At 65.3% G+C, this 19,048-nt stretch carries 16 protein-coding genes; 12 read left to right on the plus strand and 4 right to left on the minus strand.

All coding sequences use genetic code 11. The features are described from left to right. Positions 1-25: 25 nt before the first annotated feature. Entirely contained in the window at positions 26-2,005 is a 1,980-nt protein-coding gene (locus tag BH95_RS21795) for a M13 family metallopeptidase (RefSeq protein WP_371828337.1), read from the minus strand. A 61-nt stretch (positions 2,006-2,066) separates the two neighbouring features. Here BH95_RS21795 and BH95_RS21800 point away from each other — a divergent pair, with 61 nt between their 5' ends. From BH95_RS21800 to BH95_RS21810, 3 genes are all read left to right on the plus strand, one after another. After that, the gene (locus BH95_RS21800; protein ID WP_037184039.1) at positions 2,067-2,951 is read left to right on the plus strand and encodes an ABC transporter ATP-binding protein; all 885 of its coding nucleotides are present in this window, start codon (positions 2,067-2,069) and stop codon (positions 2,949-2,951) included. Further along, positions 2,948-4,537: an ABC transporter permease gene (locus BH95_RS21805; protein ID WP_037184042.1), complete on the plus strand. Its 1,590-nt coding sequence runs from the start codon at positions 2,948-2,950 to the stop codon at positions 4,535-4,537. The genes BH95_RS21800 and BH95_RS21805 overlap by 4 nt, the downstream gene beginning before the upstream one ends. A 74-nt stretch (positions 4,538-4,611) precedes the next feature. Then, positions 4,612-5,676: a GGDEF domain-containing protein gene (locus BH95_RS21810; RefSeq protein WP_231383875.1), complete on the plus strand. Its 1,065-nt coding sequence runs from the start codon at positions 4,612-4,614 to the stop codon at positions 5,674-5,676. 36 nt (positions 5,677-5,712) lie between these two features. Here BH95_RS21810 and BH95_RS29660 read toward each other — a convergent pair whose 3' ends face one another. Beyond that, on the minus strand, positions 5,713-6,327 hold the full coding sequence (locus tag BH95_RS29660; protein WP_244165081.1) for a DUF4190 domain-containing protein: 615 nt from the start codon (positions 6,325-6,327) through the stop codon (positions 5,713-5,715). 48 nt (positions 6,328-6,375) lie between these two features. Continuing rightward, a complete protein-coding gene (locus BH95_RS21820) occupies positions 6,376-7,161 on the minus strand; it encodes a pirin family protein (RefSeq protein ID WP_020112400.1) in 786 nt (261 codons plus the stop codon). Positions 7,162-7,373: 212 nt separating this feature from the next. Here BH95_RS21820 and BH95_RS21825 point away from each other — a divergent pair, with 212 nt between their 5' ends. Next, positions 7,374-8,753, plus strand: a complete 1,380-nt coding sequence (locus BH95_RS21825; RefSeq protein ID WP_027498922.1) for a maltokinase N-terminal cap-like domain-containing protein — start codon at positions 7,374-7,376, stop codon at positions 8,751-8,753. Between the two features lie 7 nt (positions 8,754-8,760). Here BH95_RS21825 and BH95_RS21830 read toward each other — a convergent pair whose 3' ends face one another. Continuing rightward, positions 8,761-9,720, minus strand: coding sequence for a pirin family protein (locus BH95_RS21830; RefSeq protein WP_020112398.1), 960 nt, complete (start codon positions 9,718-9,720; stop codon positions 8,761-8,763). A gap of 123 nt (positions 9,721-9,843) precedes the next feature. Here BH95_RS21830 and BH95_RS21835 point away from each other — a divergent pair, with 123 nt between their 5' ends. From BH95_RS21835 to BH95_RS21865, 8 genes are all read left to right on the plus strand, one after another. Beyond that, entirely contained in the window at positions 9,844-10,440 is a 597-nt protein-coding gene (locus BH95_RS21835; RefSeq protein ID WP_037184044.1) for an MSMEG_1061 family FMN-dependent PPOX-type flavoprotein, read from the plus strand. Between the two features lie 10 nt (positions 10,441-10,450). After that, positions 10,451-12,595 (plus strand): xanthine dehydrogenase family protein molybdopterin-binding subunit, encoded by a 2,145-nt coding sequence (locus tag BH95_RS21840; protein ID WP_020112396.1) that lies wholly within the window; start codon positions 10,451-10,453, stop codon positions 12,593-12,595. Positions 12,596-12,640: 45 nt separating this feature from the next. Further along, positions 12,641-13,099, plus strand: a complete 459-nt coding sequence (locus BH95_RS21845) for a (2Fe-2S)-binding protein (RefSeq protein ID WP_026348098.1) — start codon at positions 12,641-12,643, stop codon at positions 13,097-13,099. A gap of 102 nt (positions 13,100-13,201) precedes the next feature. Next, on the plus strand, positions 13,202-13,372 hold the full coding sequence (locus tag BH95_RS29125) for a hypothetical protein (RefSeq protein ID WP_020112395.1): 171 nt from the start codon (positions 13,202-13,204) through the stop codon (positions 13,370-13,372). 72 nt (positions 13,373-13,444) lie between these two features. After that, positions 13,445-13,897, plus strand: coding sequence for a GtrA family protein (locus BH95_RS21850; RefSeq protein ID WP_020112394.1), 453 nt, complete (start codon positions 13,445-13,447; stop codon positions 13,895-13,897). A 44-nt stretch (positions 13,898-13,941) separates the two neighbouring features. Next, a complete protein-coding gene (locus BH95_RS21855) occupies positions 13,942-16,158 on the plus strand; it encodes a DUF2254 family protein (RefSeq protein ID WP_037184047.1) in 2,217 nt (738 codons plus the stop codon). Positions 16,159-16,484: 326 nt separating this feature from the next. After that, the gene (locus BH95_RS21860; protein ID WP_037185406.1) at positions 16,485-17,447 is read left to right on the plus strand and encodes an acyl-ACP desaturase; all 963 of its coding nucleotides are present in this window, start codon (positions 16,485-16,487) and stop codon (positions 17,445-17,447) included. Between the two features lie 48 nt (positions 17,448-17,495). Further along, a complete protein-coding gene (locus tag BH95_RS21865) occupies positions 17,496-19,046 on the plus strand; it encodes an acyl-CoA carboxylase subunit beta (protein ID WP_099052211.1) in 1,551 nt (516 codons plus the stop codon). Positions 19,047-19,048: the final 2 nt, after the last annotated feature.

Here is a 19,048-nt window from a genome sequence, read left to right on the forward strand (position 1 = left end):
AGGCACTACATTTCCACTCACGTGGTTACCAGATCCTGACCCGCTCCTGTGGATCCAAGTACAACGCATCGCCCGGCTTCACATCGAACGCTTCGTGAAAACTGTCCAGATTGCGCACTACGCCGTTGCAGCGGAACTCGGGCGGCGAGTGCGGATCGACCGCAAGCCTGCGAATCGCCTCCTCGTCGCGTGCCTTCGTTCGCCATACCTGCGACCAGCCGAAGAACACTCGCTGCAGACCGGTCAGCCCGTCGAGCACCGGAGCGTCCTTGCCGTCCAGCGCGATCTTGTACGCGGCGACAGCGATGGACAGGCCACCGAGGTCGCCGATGTTCTCACCGATCGTGAACTCGCCGTTGACCTTGTGGCCGGGGAGCGCTTTCGGTTCGAACTGGTTGTACTGGTCGATCAGTGCGGTGGTGCGCTTGCCGAATTCGGTTCTGTCCGAATCGGTCCACCAGTCCACGAGGTTGCCGTCGCCGTCGTACTTGGCGCCCTGGTCGTCGAAACCGTGGCCGATCTCGTGGCCGATGACGGCTCCGATTCCACCGTAGTTCGCGGCGTCGTCGGCACCGGAGTCGAAGAACGGGGGCTGGAGAATCGCTGCGGGAAAGACGATTTCGTTGAGGCCGGGGTTGTAGTACGCGTTCACGGTCTGCGGCGTCATGAACCACTCGTCGCGATCCACCTCGCCGCCGAGCTTGTCCAGATCACGTTGGTATTCGGCGACGTATCCGCGTCGGTAGTTGCCCACCAGGTCGCTCGCGTCGATCTCCACGGCGGAGTAGTCGCGCCAGCGATCCGGGTACCCGATCTTCGGGGTGAACTTCTCGAGCTTGTCCAGTGCCTTCTGCCTGGTCTCCGGGCTCATCCACTCGAGATCGGTGATGTTGCGACGGTAGGCCTCACGCAGATTCGCGACGAGAACCTCCATGCGCGCCTTGGCATCCGCGGGGAAGTGACGCTCGACGTAGAGCTTGCCGACGGACTCGCCGAGCAGGTCCTGCACCAGCGAGACACCGCGCTTCCAGCGCTCCCGGTTCTCCTCGGTGCCGCTCAGCTTCTTTCCGTAGAACGCGAAGTTCTCGTCGACCAGCGCGGCAGTCAGGTACGGCGCACGGCCGTGCACGATGCGCCAGGCGAGCCACGCTTTCCAGTCCTCGATGTCCTCGGACACCCACAGTCCGGTGAACGTGGACAGGAACGGAGGCTGCCGCACGACGATCTCGGCGAACTGCTCCGTGGTACCGCCGAGTCCGGAAATCCATGCGGTCCAGTTGAATCCGGGTTCGTTCTTCACGAGAGTGTCGAAGTCGACCAGGTTGTAGCTCTTCTCCGCGTCACGACGCGCGACGACGTCCCAGTGGCCCGCGGCGAGCTTCTTCTCGAGGTCGACGACCTTCCGGGCGTCGTAGGAGAGCCCGGCGATCGAGAACATCTTCTCGATGTGCGCGACGTAGGCGTCGCGGATGTCGGCGTACCCCTCCTCGCGGTAGTACGACTCGTCGGGCAGACCGATGCCGGACTGCGAGAAATGCACGAGGTATCGGGAGGAATCCTTGGCGTCGGTGTCGACGTAGTGGCCAATGGCGCCGCCGATCCCGGTGCGCTGCAACGAACCGAGTACCTCGGCGAGGGTGACCAGGTCACCCGCATCGGCGACGGCAGCGAGCTCGTCGGCGATGGGCGTCAGGCCGGCTTCCTCGACGGCGTCGGCATCGAGGAAACTCGAGTAGAGGTCACCGATCTTCTGTGCGTCGGTTCCGACCGGGGGGTGCGACGCCGCGCTCTCCTGGATGATCGTGCGTACGTCCTCTTCCGCCTTGTCGTACAGCGTCCGAAACGCGCCGTCGACGGCCCGGTCCGCAGGAATGGCGTACTCGTCCAGCCATTTGCCGTTGACGTGAACGAACAGATCGTCCTGCGCGCGAGTGCCCGCGTCCGTGTAGCTGAGGTCGATACCAGAGTTCGCCTGTCCAGAATCCACAACTGTCATGCATTCCATCTTTACACTCATCGCCAGAAAGTGGCCTTCGAGTCGTGACTGCAGAGGCAGGAGCTCGTCCATGGTGGTGCACGTCAGGGAACTGCGGAAGACCTTCGGCGCGTCGCTCGCCCTGGCGGGCCTGGATCTGAGTGTCGAGCAGGGCGAAGTGCACGGCTTTCTCGGACCGAACGGTGCGGGAAAATCGACCACCATCCGCGTGTTGCTGGGGCTCGTTCGTGCCACCTCCGGGGAGGTGTCGGTGTTCGGGAAGGACCCCTGGGCCGACTCGGTGGAGTTGCATCGCCGCCTGGCGTACGTTCCGGGGGACGTCACGCTGTGGCCGTCGTTGACCGGTGGTGAGGTGATCGACGTCCTCGCGCGGATGCGCGGTGGCCTCGATCCACGGCGACGTGCGGACCTGCTGGAGCGGTTCTCGCTCGATCCGACGAAGAAGACCCGCACGTACTCCAAGGGAAACCGCCAGAAGGTCGCGCTCGTCTCGGCGTTCTCGTCGAACGCAGAACTGCTTCTGCTCGACGAGCCCACATCCGGTCTGGACCCGCTCATGGAGCAGGTCTTCGCCGAATGCGTCGCCGACGCGTCGGCCCGCGGCGCGACGGTGCTGCTGTCCTCGCACATCCTGTCGGAGGTCGAGAAGCTGTGCGAGCGAGTGACGATCATCCGTGCGGGCAGAACGGTCGACACGGGATCACTGAAGGACATGAGGCATCTGACGCACACGACGGTCACCGTCGTCGTCGAGACCCTGCCCGATGCTGGTCTGCCCAATGCCGGTGTGCCCGGGGTGATCGAGGTCGACAGGCACCGCCTGACCTGCCGGGTGACGTCCGCTGAACTGCCGGAGTTGATGACGAGGCTGGCTGCGCTGGGGATCACCAGCATCGTCAGCTCGCCGCCCACGCTGGAGGACCTGTTCCTGAAGTATTACGCGGCGCAGTCGTGAACGGGACGGCGGCGCTGCTCCGGTTGTTCGCCCGACGCGACCGGGTGATCCTGCCGCTGTGGGTGCTGGCCATCGGCTTGGTGCCGTTGCTCTACGCCGTCAGTTTCGAAGGCCTCTACCCGACGGCGGCAGATCGGCAGGCGTTCTACGAGGCAACCGCACACACACCCGCCGAGCTGGCGTTGGTCGGACCGATCTTCGGCGACGATCTGGGCGCGCTGGTGACCTGGCGCTCCGGAATTCTGTTGACGCTCGTCCCTCTCGCAGCGCTGCTGACGGTCGTCCGGCACACCCGGGCGGAAGAAGACACAGGCCGCACCGAGCTGGTGGGTTCGACGGCGATCGGCCGACGCGCCGGGCTGTGCGCGGCGATGGCCTTGGCGACGACGGGTGTGGTGCTGACGGCGGCGATCGCCGCGACAGCGCTCACGGCCTCGGGATTCCCGGTGGGCGGCGGCGTCGCGTTCGGGCTGTCGATCGCCGCGGTGGGCGTCGTGTTCGTCGGGGTCGCTGCCGTTGCCGCGCAGGTCGGGTCCAACGCGCGTGCGGCGCGCGGTTATGCGATCTCGGTGCTGGCGGCGGCGTTCGTGCTGCGGGCCGTCGGTGATGCGGGAGCATCAGGAACTTCAGGGTCTTCCGGGACGCTGTCGTGGCTGTCGCCGATCGGGTGGTCGTCACAGCTACGACCGTTCGCCGACGAACGGTGGTGGGTACTGGTGCTTCCAGCTGCAGCGGCGACGGTCGCAGCCGGGCTCGCGTTCGCGCTCGCACGCCGGCGTGACCTGGGCGCCGGTCTGGTGGCGGTGCGCGACGGCAAGCCGACAACGTCGATGCAGGGTGTGTTCGGCTTGGCGTGGCGCGCGCAACGCGGCACCCTGATGGCGTGGACCGTCGGACTCGCGGTGATCGCGGCCGTGCTGGGCAGTGCCGCGGACAGCGTGCAGGGCCAGCTGGGTGAAAGCGCGGCAATCGGCGACGCGCTGAGCAAGTTCGGTGGGTCCTCTCTGGTCGACTCGTTCCTGGCGACGGCCCTGAGCATCCTCGGAATCGGTGCGGCGGCCATGTCCATCTCGTCGGTGTTGCGCGTGCACGGCGACGAGGAGTCGTCGATCGCGGAGGTGGTACTGGCCGGGAGTGTCGGGCGCACTCGGTGGCTGGTGAGCACACTCGTGTTCGCGCTCGGTGGCCCGGCCGTCGCGATGACGGTCGTCGGCTTCGCGGCAGGGGTTCCGTACGGGATGTCGGTGGGCGACGTCCGGTCGGTGCTGCCGGGAGTGCTCGCCGGGGCGGTGAGCCAACTGCCCGCAGTGTGGGTCCTGACGGCGTCGGGCATCGTTCTGTTCGGGTTCGTCCCTCGGTTCTCGGCGGCCGTCTGGGGTCTGTTGGCTGTGTTCGTGATGCTGGGGCAGGTGGGAACGGTGGTCGGTCTTCCCCAGCTGGTGCTCGATCTGTCTCCGTTCACGCACCTGCCGCATCTTCCCGGCGGTGCCGTCGAGGTGGTGCCACTGGTGTGGCTCGTTGCCGTGTCGGCAGTCGGCCTCGTGGCCGGGGTCGTCGCCTTCGAGCACCGCGATCTTCGTGGTTGAGCCCGAGCGGTTACCATCTCTCGCAACCGGACCGCGGAGTTGGTTCCATATTCGGGCGCAAAGGAGACGTGCTGGTGACGTTTCTGCGCAGATGGTGGCGTCAGTCCTACAGCTACGACTGGATGGTCCATTACTTCGACGGGCACGGTGCACTCACTGCGTACCGGGTGGGCGTCGGTTTGAGCTGTTTGTGTTTCGGCCTCGCCGCCATCACGACGTACCTCACTGCGGTTCCTCCCACCTCGACGGTGGCCGATGCCGTGATCATCGGTGGAACCGTCTCGTCGTTCGCCTTGGGGCTGCTCTGGATTCGCGGGCCGTGGCCGCACGAGCACCGCTCGCTGATGTTCGTGATCTACGCCGACGTCGGGACCACTCTCGCGTTGCTGTCCTACGGCTCGATCCAGATGTCGTTTCCCGGATGCGCGCTGTTGGCCGCCACCGGTGTCTACGTGCAGATCTTTCACAGTCCGCGGGTGCTGTTGATGCATCTCGGATGGTCGGCGTGCACCGTCGCGCTGATGTTCGTGCTGATCATGACGACCCCGCACTTGGACCACGGTCTGGCGGTATCGCAGCTGGTGGTGTTGCTGCCGGTGATGTTCGCGGCGCCGGTGTTTCTGCAATCGGTGTTGCTCAGTCTTCGGATCGACGCCGACGGCGCCAGAACCGACCCGTTGACCGGGCTGCAGAACCGGCGCGGGCTCGACGAGAAGGTCGCTCAGTTCCTCGGTGCTGCACCCGACGTGTCCGTGATGGTCATCGACGTCGACCGGTTCAAGTCGATCAACGACCGGTTCGGCCACCAGGCGGGCGACGTGGCGTTGCAGCTCATCGCCCGGCGGCTCCGCGTCGACGATCTGCTCGTTGCGCGTACCGGCGGTGAGGAGTTCGCCGTGGTCGCCAAGGTGGGTCTGGAACAGGCCAGATCGATCGCCGAGTGGTTGCGCAGTCGACTGCACTCACCGCAGGACGCATGCCCTCTGACGGTCAGTGTCGGGCTCGCACATGTCAGGCCCACCGAATCCGACCCGGTTCGGACCGTCACCGGGTTGATGCGTCGGGCCGACGTCGCGATGTACGAGGCGAAGCATCGGGGCGGCAATCAGGTCGTGGACATCGGTTCCCTCCGCACGTGAGCACCCGGCAGGGGAACCGACGTGCGGAGGGACTCGCTAGCGGTATCGGTCCTCGATGTTCTGCTGGAATCTGTCGCTGCACTGGTCCTTGGCGGACTGGCTGCTGCCTGCGTCGTTCATGCAGTCGACGAACTCCTGCCCGCCGACGTTGCTGAACCAGCTGACACCGAAGGCGATCAGCGCAACGGACAGCGCTGCGGCGACGAAACCCAGAATGATCGCGACCAACGACACGGTTCCGTTGGTCGCGGCGCCCTTCTTCACTCGCGATCTCGCCACGAACCCCAACGCCACCGCAAGCAGGCCGAGAATGATCCCGCCGACGACCGACCAGAACGTCAGTACGCCGATGATCGCCGCGACGAGCGCCATCGTGCCCAGAGTGTTCTTCGGCGTCGACGGCGGGTACTGCCCGGGCTGCTGGTAGCCACCCGACTGGTAGCCCCCGGGCTGATACTCACCCGTCGGGTAGTTGCCGGGTGGCGGGGGATATCCGCTCGCCGGTGGTGGGTAGTTGCCGGGCGGTGGCGGGTAGTCACCGGGCGGTCGCGGGTAGTCACCGGGCGGTCGCGGGTAGTCACCGGGCGGTCGCGGGTAGTCACCCGATGGCTGATTGCCGGGTTGCTGGTCTCCAGGTGGCGGATAGGTCATGTGGTGTCCCCCCGTTGTGGTTGCGTGAATGGTGTCGAAGGCAGCGTGTCAGAAGCCGAGGCGGGAGTGCATTTCCCAGACCAGGATTTCCGCGTGTTCGTACGACTGGATGCGCTGCCCACCGGAATCGCTCATCCGTATGGCGTCCCCTTCGTACAGTTCCCCGACTCCCTCGACCTGCACGGTGCCCTGTGCGACGAAGACGTGGAGGAACGGGGCTTCGGGGAGCGTGATGGGCCGTTCGGGTTGTAGGCGAGCGACGTGCAGTGCTGCCGCCTTCTGATTGATTCTGATCGCGGCGTGGCCGTCGTGCTTCTTCATTCCGGATGCGACGGGTACCAATCCGCCGCGTAACAATTCGTCGTGCACCTCGAGTTGCTCGTAACCGGGATCGAGACCGGGCGTGTCCGGAACAACCCACATCTGGACGAATCTGACCGGCTCCTGGTGGGTGTCACCGCTGATGCGCCAGGAATCGTTCTTCTCGGAATGCATTATGCCGCGGCCTGCGCTCATCCGTTGCGCCAGACCGGGATAGATGACGCCGGAGTGTCCGATCGAATCCTGGTGAACCAGTGACCCTTTTGTCACCCAGGTCACGATCTCCATGTCCTTGTGTGGGTGGCTGTCGAATCCTTGCCCGGGAGAGACGATGTCGTCGTTGTTGACGAGCAGCAGGCCGTGGTGGGTGTTGTCCGGGTCGTAGTGCTGGCCGAAGGAGAAGGAATGTTTCGAGTCCAGCCATGCCACACGGGTTTTCAGGCGATCACCGGCGCGATGGATGTCGATGTGCGGGATCGAGGGTTGGTGCGGACTACGTCGTGGAGCGGACATGAGACCACTCTACGGAGCGCGCTCGAACCTCGGAACTGTCCTCGCATAACTTTCGCGCGACGAAAGGGGCCATGTGTGAGCGAATGCGACGCTGGGTAAGGGTCGATAGGGTTCGGGTGCATCGAACTGCGGTGCACATCGAACTGCGGTGCACATCGGACTGCGGGGCACATCGAACTTCGGGCATACCGAGCGAAGGCGGCACACTTTTCATGATCGAGTCGACGGGCGTGACCACGGTGGATCTCGAGACGGCACTGCTCACCTGGATTCCGCAGCAGCGTTGGTTCGCCGCGAAGGGCACACCGGTCGTTTCCCTCGACATCGTCGAACGCGTGCGCATCGGCGCCCGTTCCGACGTGACGGCCGAGCATCTGCTGGTGGACATCGGGCTCGACGCTCCGCTCGCGCAGAGTCCACAGGTGCAGCGGTATCAGGTTCCGTTGGGGTTTCGCAGCAGCGCCCCCGACGAGGTGGCTGCCTGGCAACTTCCGCTTCCGGATTACGACGTCGTCGTGTACGACGGTTTGCGGGATCCGGCGATCATCCCGCTGTACGGTGACGCGCTTGCGGACTCGGCGTCGATCGGGCGCATCGAATTCGAGACGCTCGCCGACGATTCGGTGGATTCCGGGTTGGCCGGTCGAGTACTGGGTGCAGAACAGTCCAATACGTCGGTTGTGCTCGGCGAAGTGCTGCTGCTCAAGCTTTTTCGTCGTATTTCACCGGGTGTGAACCCCGATATCGAGCTGCATCGAGCGCTGGCGGAAGCCGGCTGCGGCAACGTCGCGCCGCTGCGTGGGTGGATTCAGACGGAAGAGTTCGGCGATCTGTCGATGCTGGGGATGGCGCAGGATTTCGTCGTCGACTCGGCCGAGGGGTGGACGACTGCCCTTGCGTCCGTCGCGGATCTGATCGCCGGGGGCGAGTCCGACGGATTCGCGGTGGAGTCGTTCGAACTGGGCAAGGCCGTTGCGCACGTCCACGCGGATCTGGCGACGGAGTTGGGAACGTCGAGGCGTCCGGCAGCCGAGGTGGTACAGGAGATCACCGAGCGGGTCGAGGCGGCGGCGCTGGTGGTGCCGGAGTTGGCCGAGTGCCTGCCTGCAGCCCGTGAACTGATCGCTCGCGCTCGCTCGGGTGAGACGACGGTGCAACGCATCCACGGCGACCTTCATCTCGGTCAGGTACTGCGGACACCGCTGACGTGGCTGCTGATCGATTTCGAGGGGGAACCGTCCAAGTCGCTGGAGGAACGTCGACGGCCGGACAGTCCGTTGCGGGACGTCGCGGGCATGCTGCGGTCCTTCGACTACGCCGCACACCATCTGCTCGTGGATGGTGCCGGGCCGGACGGAGCCGGGCTGGACGAGGCAGTTGCGTCGAGGTGGGTGGAGCAGAACTCCGCTGCGTTCTGCGAGGGGTATGCCTCGGTGACCGGGGAGGATCCGCGCGCCACCGAGGCACTGCTGGGTGCGTACGAGTTGGACAAAGCCGCCTACGAAGCGGTGTACGAAGCGCGTAACCGGCCTACCTGGCTGGAGATCCCGATGCGGGCGGTACGACGACTGGCGCCGCCCGCCCGCAATTGACGATCCTTTACTCGGTCGGTGCGCCCAGTCGCCCGGCCTGGTAGTCCTCGAACGCCTGCACGACCTCGGACTTGGTGTTCATGACGAACGGTCCGGCCATCGCGACGGGCTCACGGATCGGCTTGCCGCCGAGCACGAAGATCTCCATCGACTCTCCACGCGGATCGGCGGCGAGGTCGATGACGTCGCCCCTGCCGAACAGCGCGGTCTGGCCCATGCGGATCGGCCTGCCTGCCGATGCACTCCCGACGGATCCGTCCCCGCCGACGGTGCCCGAACCGGCCAGCACGTAAGCCAGTGCGTTGAACTCCGGGTTCCACGGGAGGGACAGTGCTGCGCCCGGTGCGACCGTGATGTGCGTGAGCGCGATCGGGGTGTACGTCGATCCCGGACCCGGGTGTCCTGCCACGTCACCGGCGATCACGCGGATCAGCGCTCCGCCGTCACTGCTGGACAACAGTGCGACCTTGTTGCCCGTGATGTCCTGGTACCGCGGAGTCGCCAGTTTGTTCGCTCGCGGAAGGTTCACCCACAACTGCACCCCGTGGAACAGTCCACCGGACATCACCAGGTGCTCCGGCGGCGCTTCGATGTGCAGGATGCCCGCACCGGCCGTCATCCACTGGGTGTCGCCGCCGCCGATGGTTCCGCCACCGCCGTGGGAATCCTTGTGTTCCATGATCCCGTCGATCATGTACGTCACCGTCTCGAAACCACGGTGCGGGTGCCACGGAGTTCCCTTCGGCTCACCGGGCGCGTAATTCACCTCGCCCATCTGGTCCATGTGAATGAACGGATCGAGCGAAGAAAGGTCGATACCCGCGAACGCCCGACGAACCGGGAACCCTTCACCCTCGAACCCTGTGGGCGCCGTGGTGACGGTCTTGACCGGCCGGGCCACCGCCGTGGCGTCGGGAAGGGGGATGCGGGGGAGGGCAAGGATGTTGTCGACCGTGACAGCGGGCATGGTGGGCTCCTCGACGATGCAGTCGGCTGGTTTTCCGCCGGCTGAATTTAGTTGCTTAGTCAACTACTGCTGCCGAGTGTAACGGCCACGAAGACGATCTATTCCCCCGCTACCCTGTACTGCATGTCGGCACTTCGAGACGCTGCGTTCGCAGCCACCATCGCCTCGGTTCCGGATCTCGAAGACCTCGTCGGCGAGCCGTCGGAACTCGTACGAACCAAGGTCGGGCACGTGGTCACCCCCGGGGTCCGGGCGTTCCTGGACGACGCCCGCTTCCTGCTCTTCGCGACGTCGGATGCCGACGGCAACTGCGACGTCAGTCCGCGGGGAGATGCGCGCGGCGCTCTGCTGCATCTCGACGACCGGACGTTCGTGATCGGAGATCGTCCGGGCAACCGGCGAGTGGACAACTTCCGCAACGTCCTCGCCAACCCGCACGTCGGAATGCTGTTCGTGGTGCCTGGTGCATCGCACACACTCCGGGTCAACGGCCGCGCCAAGCTGACGGTGGCGCCCGAGATCCTCGACCTGCTCGAGGGCGAGGAGGCACGGCCCAAGCTCGGTGTGGTCGTCGAGGTAGAAGAGATATTCGCGCACTGCCCCAAGGCTTTCCAGCGTTCAGGGCTGTGGGATAGCGCGCAGTGGGTCGACCCGTCGTCCCTTCCCAGCTCCCGCGACATTACTGCGGAACTCAAAGCGGCAACACGCGTTTCGGTGTGACCGCTCAGGCATGCGTGACGAGAAGGGGGAGTCGGTGTGGAGTAGGCGAGCGTTTCTGACGACTCTGCTCATCGCTCCGACGCTCACCGTTGCGGTGTCACCGTCCGCCTCGGCCCAGGATGCGACGGGTCTCGGTGACAGCATGGATCTGGGTGACGTCTTCATCGCGGCGGGCAAGCCGACGGAGCATCTGCTGATCGTTCTGGACGTACGCGCCGACGGCACCGTCGGTCTTGTCCTTCCTCGCGCCGAGGTGGGGCAGGGTCTGACGACGTCGCTGGCGATGCTCGTCGCCGACGAGCTCGACGTACCCGTTTCGGCCGTGCGCGCGTCCCTTGCCGATGCCCGGCCCGAACTGCTGTTCGGCCAGATGACCGGCAGTTCCAACTCGATCCGATCGATGTACTGGCCGGTGCGTCACGCGGCAGCGGGTGTGCGAGCACGTCTGATCGCGGCGGCCGCGGCGGCGTGGACGGTGCTTCCCGACGCGATTTCGCTACGCGAGGGTGTTCTCACCGCTCGGGACGGTCGGTCGATGGGGATCGGATCCGTTGCCGTGGCCGCCGCCGACCCGTTGCTGCGTGTCGTCTCCGGTCCGCCCAAGCCGCAGAAGAGTCTCGCCGGCACAGGCAGGCTCGACGCACGCGCCATGGTGACGGGGGCGCACGAGTACGCTCTCGATCTCGACGTGCCGGGCGCACTTCCCGTTGTCGTCAAGCGTCCCCCGACGATCGGCGCCCGCGTGGACGGCGTCGACGAAGCGAGCCTGCGAGGCCTTCCCGGTGTGGTCGACGTCGCCGTGATCCCGACGGGTGTCGCGATCATGGCCGAGACCTTCGGCCAGGCCATCGACGCCGCCGCGGCGGCGCAGGTCACGTGGACGGCAGGCACCGTCGACGACGAGAACGACGAGTCCATCCGAGCTCGGCTGCACGGCGCCGTCGAACCGTTCGACACGGCAGGTGATCTCGAGGCCCGTTTCGATTTCGCGTTCGTGTCCCATGCACCGATGGAAACCAATTCTGCTGTAGCAGATGTGCGTTCGGATTCGGCCGAGGTCTGGGCCTCGATGCAGACGCCGATCATCGCGAAGCAGACCATCGCCCGCGCGCTCGGCCTGCCCGTGCCGAGTGTGACCGTGCACGTGGTTTCCGGGGGTGGATCGTTCGGTCGCAGACTGTTCTTCGACGCGCCGTTGGAGGCCGCTCGAATCTCGAAGGCCATGGGCAGGCCGGTTCGGTTGATGTGGACGAGGGTCGACGACATGCGTCACGGCAGGGCCCGTGCCGCGTCCCACCACAGGTTCGCCGTCCGCACCGACGGTCGGACGGTATCGTCGTTCGATCATCGAACCGCTTCTGTTGCAACGGACTTCTCGCACGGGTTCGGTGAGGCGTTGACCGCCGGAAGCGGTGGATCGGGACGGTCGGTGTACGCGCGGACCGTGGTCACCCCCTACCGATTCGGCGGGGTGCAGGAGTCACTGCGTGAAGTGGACCTGCCGATGAACACCGGCAGTTGGCGATCGGTGTTCTCCGCCACCAGTCGAGGCGCCGCGGAAATCGTCGTCGACCGGGTCGCGGCGCGACTGGGCATCGACCCGGTCGAGTTCCGTCGCGCACACCTCGAGGATCCACGCCACAGAGCGGTGCTCGACGCCGCCGCGTCCTCCAGCGGGTGGGGTGACCCACTACCCGCAGGAGTGGCTCGGGGAATCGGGTTCCATGCCGAGTACCGGTCGTGCGCGGCGGTCGTGGTGGAGATCGATGCGGTGGATCCGGAGCGGCCACGCGTCCGGCGTGCGGTGATCGCTGTGGACGTGGGTACGGTGATCAATCCGCTCGGATTGGAGGCGCAGATGCTCGGTGGCCTCACCGACGCCATCTCGACGACACTGTCCGCGGGCCTGCACATCGAGGCCGGGCTTCCGTTGGAGGGCAGCTTCTCGCAGTTCCACTACGCCAGGCAGCGGGATTCGCCGCTGGACGTTCAGGTGGTCGTCGTCGACGGTGGCGGCGAGCCTGGAGGTGCAGGCGAGCTGGGGGTGCCTCCCGCCGTCGGGGCCGTCGCGAACGCCTACGAGAAGGCCACCGGACGTGACATCACGTCGTTTCCCCTGCGGTTCGCCGTCGACTTCGAACCGTTCCCCCGATGACTACCGCTGCCACGGAAGGTGCACCTGTATGACGGACTCTCGCTCATGACCGACTTCGTGGTGAACGGTCGACCGGTGTCCGTCGATGCCCCGGGCGATCTTGCGTTGCTGTGGGCGCTGCGGGACAAGCTGGGCATCAGGGGACCGAAGTACGGGTGCGGTATCGGGGTGTGCCACGCGTGCACGAGCCACCTCGACGGCGAGGAGATCCTGCCGTGTGTCACGCCGCTGGCCGAGGCCGAGGGCCGCGAGGTCACCACCATCGAAGGTCTGGCCGACGGCGACCGCCTGCATCCGGTTCAGCAGGCCTGGCTGGACGAGGACGTAGCCCAGTGCGGTTACTGCCAGCCGGGGCAGATCATGGCCGCGGTCGCTTTGCTTCGTCGTACTCCCGAGCCGACCGACGAGGACATCGACCGCATCGAGAACGTGTGCCGCTGCGGCACGTACTTCCGGATTCGACGCGCCATCGCGCGAGCCGCCGAACTGGGTGGAGAAGGGTGAGAGGGCGGCAGGGCGTCGGCCACGGATGTCCGATTCGGGGTGGATTCGACCCGCACTTCGGCTGCCCAGTACGGTAAGGGGCGACACGGGAGGTAGGCAGTTATGGAAAGTATCGGCGCGTTCATCGGAATCGTCGTGGTCGTTCTGACGATCGTCTTGGTTGTTTTCGGGTGCGCGATGCTGTTCCTGGCGTCCGTGAAGCCTGATCTGTTCAACTTCGATCTCACGCGTGGCAAGCGCGCCAAGGCGGAGAAGAACAACCGTTCCAAGTAATTCGGGCCCTTCTACGGTGACATAGGCCATAGTGCGGGACCGAATGTCGTAGGTCTGCGGTTGTATGGATTCATGAGCAGCAGGGTCGACACGCATACCGGAGTCGATACCTGCGGGCCGCGGCTCAAGGCCAGGTTTCTCGGTGAATCGGCCACCGCGCAATTCGTCAGATTCGTTGTCGTCGGCGCGTCCAGCAATGCCCTGTACGCCGCGCTGTTCGTGGCTCTCGCGACGTTCGGGTCGTTCGTCGCCAACATCGTCGGTATCGCCGCCAGCACCGTGTTGGCCAACGAACTGCATCGTCGCCACACCTTCCACGCCGCGGAGCGTGTCGGCTGGTTCCAGACTCAGTGGGAAGCAGGCGGCCTCGCGCTCGTTGGGTTGGCACTCGGTACTGCCGCACTCGCCGCGGTGCACGTGCTGTTCCCCGGCTCGTCCGCTCTGGTCCAGATAGTCGCGGTCATCGCCGTGAGCGCAGCCACCGGCGCTCTCCGCTTTCTCGCCCTCCGCGGGTGGGTTTTCTAGCTCTCACCACGTAGTTCACCTGCCCGGCTATAGGCTGGCTGGCCATGAGCAGGTGGTTCACCGAGACGATCGTCGACAACGGTCGATTACCGCTGTTCTTCCTGCTCGTGTCGTTTCTGCTGGCCTTCCTGTTCATCCGCTTCAGCGTTCGCATGATTCGGGCCGAGGTCTCCTGGTGGCCGGGCAACGTCACCCCCGGTGGGATGCACATCCACCACGTGATGTTCGGGCTGATCATGGTGCTGATCTCGGGTTTCTCGCTGGTCGCGATCGCGAACTACCACACCCCGGTCGCCAACTGCATCCTCGCGAGCGTCTTCGGCGTCGGTAGCGCATTGATGCTCGACGAGTTCGCACTGATCCTGCATCTGCGTGACGTGTACTGGGCGGAGGAAGGTCGAGCGTCGATCGACGCGGTCTTCGTTGCGGTCGCCATCACCGGGCTGTACCTGCTGGGGGTGCATCCGATCGGTTTCGCCGGCGACTTCGACGCCTATCAGCAGGATCGTTCGTTGGTCACGCTCGCTCTCGTGCTCGGCGGGCTCGCGTTCCAGTTGGCGCTCGCCGCGGTCACGTTGCTCAAGGGCAAACTGTGGACGGGACTCGTCGGGTTGTTCTTCGTGCCGTTGTTGATCGTCGGCGCGTCGAGGCTCGGGCGGCCGGGTTCTCCCTGGGCGCGGTGGAGGTACGCGGACAAGCCGAGCAAACAAGCCAAAGCGTGGTCGCGTGAGAAGCGATTCCGTGAGCCGATGATCCACGCGAAGATCGTTGTGCAGGAGGCACTGTCCGGCCGCTTCGGAGTCCCGGTGAACATCGCCCCGGTGCAGGAACTGCCTGTCGCGGCGACGCCCCAGGCGCCGAAACCCCCGTTGCCGAACCGAGTGTTGGCGACGATCCGGTGGCGCAGCACGCGCCGACGTCTGCGCAGGCCTCCGGTGTGGCGCCTTCCGACCCTGCTGGTGCTGTTCTTTCTGATCCTCGCACTCGTTCTCGTCGTCGTCGACGCTGAACTCGCGGGCAGCGACGGAAACGTCACGGTCGATTCGAGTCTCGACATCGGTGCGACGGCAACACTTCTGGCCGTCATTGCGGGAGGAATGATCACCCTCACCGGTCTGGTGTTCACGGCCATAACCCTGGCCATGCAGTTCGGCGCGTCACAGATCTCGGTGCGTGTGGTTCCGATGCTTCAACAGGAAGCCATCATGCGATGGTCCATCGGAATGTTCCTGTCCACCTTCGTGTTCGCCATCGTCATCGCCTCGGACATCGCGCTGTCCGGTCAGTCGTCGTCGCCGGTACTGTCGACGTCGATCGCGATTCTGCTGTCGTTCGTCAGTGCGTTCCTGTTCATCGGGCTGGTGGCCCGGGTCGGGATGATCCTGAACTCGTCCCGGTTACTGCGCTGGCTCGCTGCCCAGGGCAGAACCTCGATCGTTCGAATGTATCCGGCAGTCAGGGAATCAGCCCCGACGACATCGGCGGACAGTGCAGTGGTGCCGGAGCCGGACGATGGAGCGTCCTCGCCCGAGGAGACGTCGACGGTGAGGTTGACGCAACTCTCACCGGACGGACGAGTGCTGCTGGCGGTGAACCTGGCCGGCATCCAACGCATGGCATCGTCCTGGGGAGTGACCGTGCAGCTGATGCCGACCATCGGCGAATTCGTCGCCCAGGACGCCGTCCTGTTCCGCGTCGAAGGACCGCAACTGCGGGTTCGTCCGCACAAGCTCATGGCGGCCCTCGTCTTCGGAGACACGCACAGCCCGACGGTCAGCCCTGCTGCCGCCCTGCAGGCCATCGTCGACATCGCGTTGAAAGCCTTGTCCCCGGCCATCAACGACCCAGGACGTGCGGTACAGGCAATGGATCACCTGGAGGACCTGCTGATGACACTCGCACCGCGAGTGCACGCAGAAGCCGAGGACTCTGCGCTCACCCGCGTCCGAGGAACGCGTCGGACATGGGGTGATTACGTCGCAGTCGCTACCGACGAGATCCGACACTTCAGCCGCGGTTCGACCCAGGTGCAGCGTCGACTCCGGTCGTTGTTCGAAACCCTGACGGCCGCATGCCCGCCGGATCAACACCCACCGCTGCTCGCGCGGCTGAGCGCGCTCGACGCTCAGGTGGCGCGCGAGTGGTCGGGCAGTCTCGACGTCGGCCTCGCCAGCGTGGCCGATCCCCAGGGCTTGGGTTCGGAGATGGGGGCGATGGGCCGAATCCTCCCGCTGAGGCTGGGAGTGGAGCCTGCGGAATGACCCGGGGTTGGCTGGGAGTGGAGCCTGCGGAATGACCCGGGGGGCTGGGAGTGGAGCCTGCGGAATGACCCGGCGGGCACCTGCCACCCTTTTTGCGAACTCCGCATACTCGTTCAAAGGTGAACAGGCGTGGCAGGTCGATAAAAAGGGTGCCAAGTCGCGCAGACGGGGTGGCGGTGACGGGTGGCGCCGGCACGACGGTGTGAGCCTGCCCAAAGTCCCCACGGGCAGGCTTGCTACATCTAACAGAATTTCCGGCAGCTGGCGTTTCGACCGGTCGAGCACACCTACGCTCTCGTAGGTATTCGATTCGAGGAGGCATGTCCATGGTCAGGGAACTGACACAGCTGGAGCTGCTGCAGGAGCTGGTTCCGGTTGCGGAAGACAACGTGAACCGGCATCTGTCGATGGCGAAGGAGTGGCATCCCCACGATTACGTGCCGTGGGACGAGGGCCGCAATTTCGCGGAGTTGGGCGGCGTCGACTACGACCCGGAGCAGAGCAGGCTGTCGGACGTGGCCCAGGCCGCGATGGTCACCAACTTGCTCACCGAGGACAATCTGCCGTCGTATCACCGCGAGATCGCCGAGAACTTCTCGCAGGACGGCGCCTGGGGTACCTGGGTCGGCCGGTGGACCGCCGAGGAGAACCGTCACGGCATCGTCATGCGTGATTACCTGGTCGTCAGCCGAGGCGTGGATCCCGTCGCGCTCGAAGAGGCTCGCATGATCCACATGACCAACGGGTTCGCCTCTCCCGCCGGTTCGCACACGGGGCTGCTGCATTCGGTGTCCTACGTGACGTTCCAGGAGCTGGCGACGCGCGTGTCGCATCGCAACACCGGCAAGGTCTGCGAGGACCCCATTGCCGACCGCATGCTGCAGCGCATCGCGGCGGACGAGAACCTGCACATGATCTTCTACCGGAACATCTGCGGCGCCGCGATGGACATCGCGCCGGATCAGACGTTGAACGCGGTGTCGGACATCGTGACGAACTTCCAGATGCCCGGCGCTGGGATGCCGAACTTCCGCCGCAACGGTGTGTTGATGGCCAAGCACGGCATCTACGACCTGCGCCAGCACCTCGAAGAGGTCGTGTGGCCGGTACTGCGCAAGTGGCGAGTGTTCGAGCGCGAGGACTTCACCGGCGAGGGCGAGAACAAGCGTGAGCAACTCGCTGTGTTCCTCGACGACCTCGAGAAGCAGGCGACGAAGTTCGAGGAGATGCGCGACCGTTCGCTGGCTCGTGATGCGGCCAAGGCGGAGAAGGCACAGAAGGCGTCCTGATCCCCGCTCGCTTGCACCCTGGGGCCGTACCGAACACGGGAGTTCGCACTGAACACGACAGCCGAGAAACTGTCCAGCCTCGCCGAGAAACTCGACCGGGCGCACAGTCCAGGTAGCGAGAGGGCGATCGCCAAGAGAGCCGCTGCCGGTTTACCCGGTCCGCGAGATCGCATCGACGCGCTCCTCGACCCGGGCAGTTTCATCGAGTACGGCGCGTTGATGCGGGCTCCGGGCAGCCCGAAGAATCCGTACGGCGACGGCGTCGTCACCGGCCGCGGAACTGTCGGGGGCAGGCCTGTTGTCGTGTATTCGCACGACAACACCGTGTTCGGTGGCTCGCTCGGAGAGATGTTCGGCCGCAAGGTCGTTGCGATGATGGAGTTGGCCGCGAAGACGGCGTGTCCGATCATCGGTATCAACGATTCCGGTGGCGCCCGGGTGCAGGACGCCGTCACGTCGTTGGCTTTCTACTCCGAGATCGGGCGCCGCCAGCGGTTGCTGTCCGGATTGGCTCCGCAGATCTCCATCATGCTCGGCAAGTGTGCTGGTGGTGCCGCGTATTCGCCGGCGTGCACCGACTTCGTCGTCGCAGTCCAGGACCAGTCGTACATGTTCGTCACCGGACCGGACGTTCTGAAAGCGGTCACCGGGGAGGATATCTCGGCGGAAGACCTCGGTGGCGCGAGGAAGCAGGCCAGCTACGGCACGGTGCATCACGTCGCCGATTCCGAGGCCGACGCGTTCGTGTGGGTGAAGACGCTCCTGGGCTACCTGCCGAGCAACTGCCACGAGGGCGCACCCGTCGTGAACCCCGGTCTGGAACCGACTGTGACGGAATCGGATCTGAGCCTCGATTCCTTTCTGCCGGACTCGGACAACACCGCTTACGACATGCACGACGTCATGATGAAGGTCTTCGACGACGGCGAGTTTCTCGAGGTCGGTGCGCCGTACGCACCCAACGTCATCACTGCGTTCACCCGAGTGGACGGCAGAACCGTCGGCGTCGTCGCGAACCAACCGACGTATCTCAGTGGAGCACTGGACATCGCCAGTTCGGAGAAGGCAGCGCGCTTCATCTACATCTGCGACGCCTACGCCATCCCGATCGTGTTCCTCGTCGACATCCCCGGCTATCTGCCCGGCTTGGAACAGGAGCGAGCCGGCGTCATCTATCGGGGCGCCAAACTGCTTGCCGCAGTGATCGAATCGACCGTACCGAAAGTGACCGTCGTCATCCGAAAAGCCTACGGAGGCGGGTACGCAGTCATGGGTTCGAAGAACCTCGGTGCCGATCTGAACTTCGCCTGGCCGACGGCACGGATCGCGGTCATGGGTGCCGAGGGTGCCGTCGGGTTGCTGAAGCGCCGGGAGATCGAGGCAGCGGGCGAGGACGGCCCGCGGGTGCGTCAGGACTTCATCGATTTCTACAACGAGTACGTCGCGACGCCGTACACCGCTGCCGAGCGTGGGTACATCGATGCCGTCATCGAACCGTCGCAGACCCGGCTCGAAATCAGGTGCGCGCTGAAACTGCTCGCGGACAAGACTCCCGAGCCACTCCCGCCTCGGCGTCGATCGCTGCTGCGGCCGGTGTGAGC

The organism is Rhodococcoides fascians A44A (genome assembly GCF_000760735.1).
Lineage (GTDB): Bacteria > Actinomycetota > Actinomycetes > Mycobacteriales > Mycobacteriaceae > Rhodococcoides > Rhodococcoides fascians_E.

Coding starts and splice junctions, on each gene's coding strand:
- BH95_RS21795 (WP_371828337.1), bottom strand. CDS start 2,005: ATGGAATGCATGACAGTTGTGGATTCTGGACAGGCGAACTCTGGTATC.
- BH95_RS21800 (WP_037184039.1), top strand. CDS start 2,067: ATGGTGGTGCACGTCAGGGAACTGCGGAAGACCTTCGGCGCGTCGCTC.
- BH95_RS29660 (WP_244165081.1), bottom strand. CDS start 6,327: ATGACCTATCCGCCACCTGGAGACCAGCAACCCGGCAATCAGCCATCG.
- BH95_RS21820 (WP_020112400.1), bottom strand. CDS start 7,161: ATGTCCGCTCCACGACGTAGTCCGCACCAACCCTCGATCCCGCACATC.
- BH95_RS21825 (WP_027498922.1), top strand. CDS start 7,374: ATGATCGAGTCGACGGGCGTGACCACGGTGGATCTCGAGACGGCACTG.
- BH95_RS21830 (WP_020112398.1), bottom strand. CDS start 9,720: ATGCCCGCTGTCACGGTCGACAACATCCTTGCCCTCCCCCGCATCCCC.
- BH95_RS21835 (WP_037184044.1), top strand. CDS start 9,844: ATGTCGGCACTTCGAGACGCTGCGTTCGCAGCCACCATCGCCTCGGTT.
- BH95_RS21840 (WP_020112396.1), top strand. CDS start 10,451: ATGCGTGACGAGAAGGGGGAGTCGGTGTGGAGTAGGCGAGCGTTTCTG.
- BH95_RS21845 (WP_026348098.1), top strand. CDS start 12,641: ATGACCGACTTCGTGGTGAACGGTCGACCGGTGTCCGTCGATGCCCCG.
- BH95_RS29125 (WP_020112395.1), top strand. CDS start 13,202: ATGGAAAGTATCGGCGCGTTCATCGGAATCGTCGTGGTCGTTCTGACG.
- BH95_RS21850 (WP_020112394.1), top strand. CDS start 13,445: ATGAGCAGCAGGGTCGACACGCATACCGGAGTCGATACCTGCGGGCCG.
- BH95_RS21855 (WP_037184047.1), top strand. CDS start 13,942: ATGAGCAGGTGGTTCACCGAGACGATCGTCGACAACGGTCGATTACCG.
- BH95_RS21860 (WP_037185406.1), top strand. CDS start 16,485: ATGGTCAGGGAACTGACACAGCTGGAGCTGCTGCAGGAGCTGGTTCCG.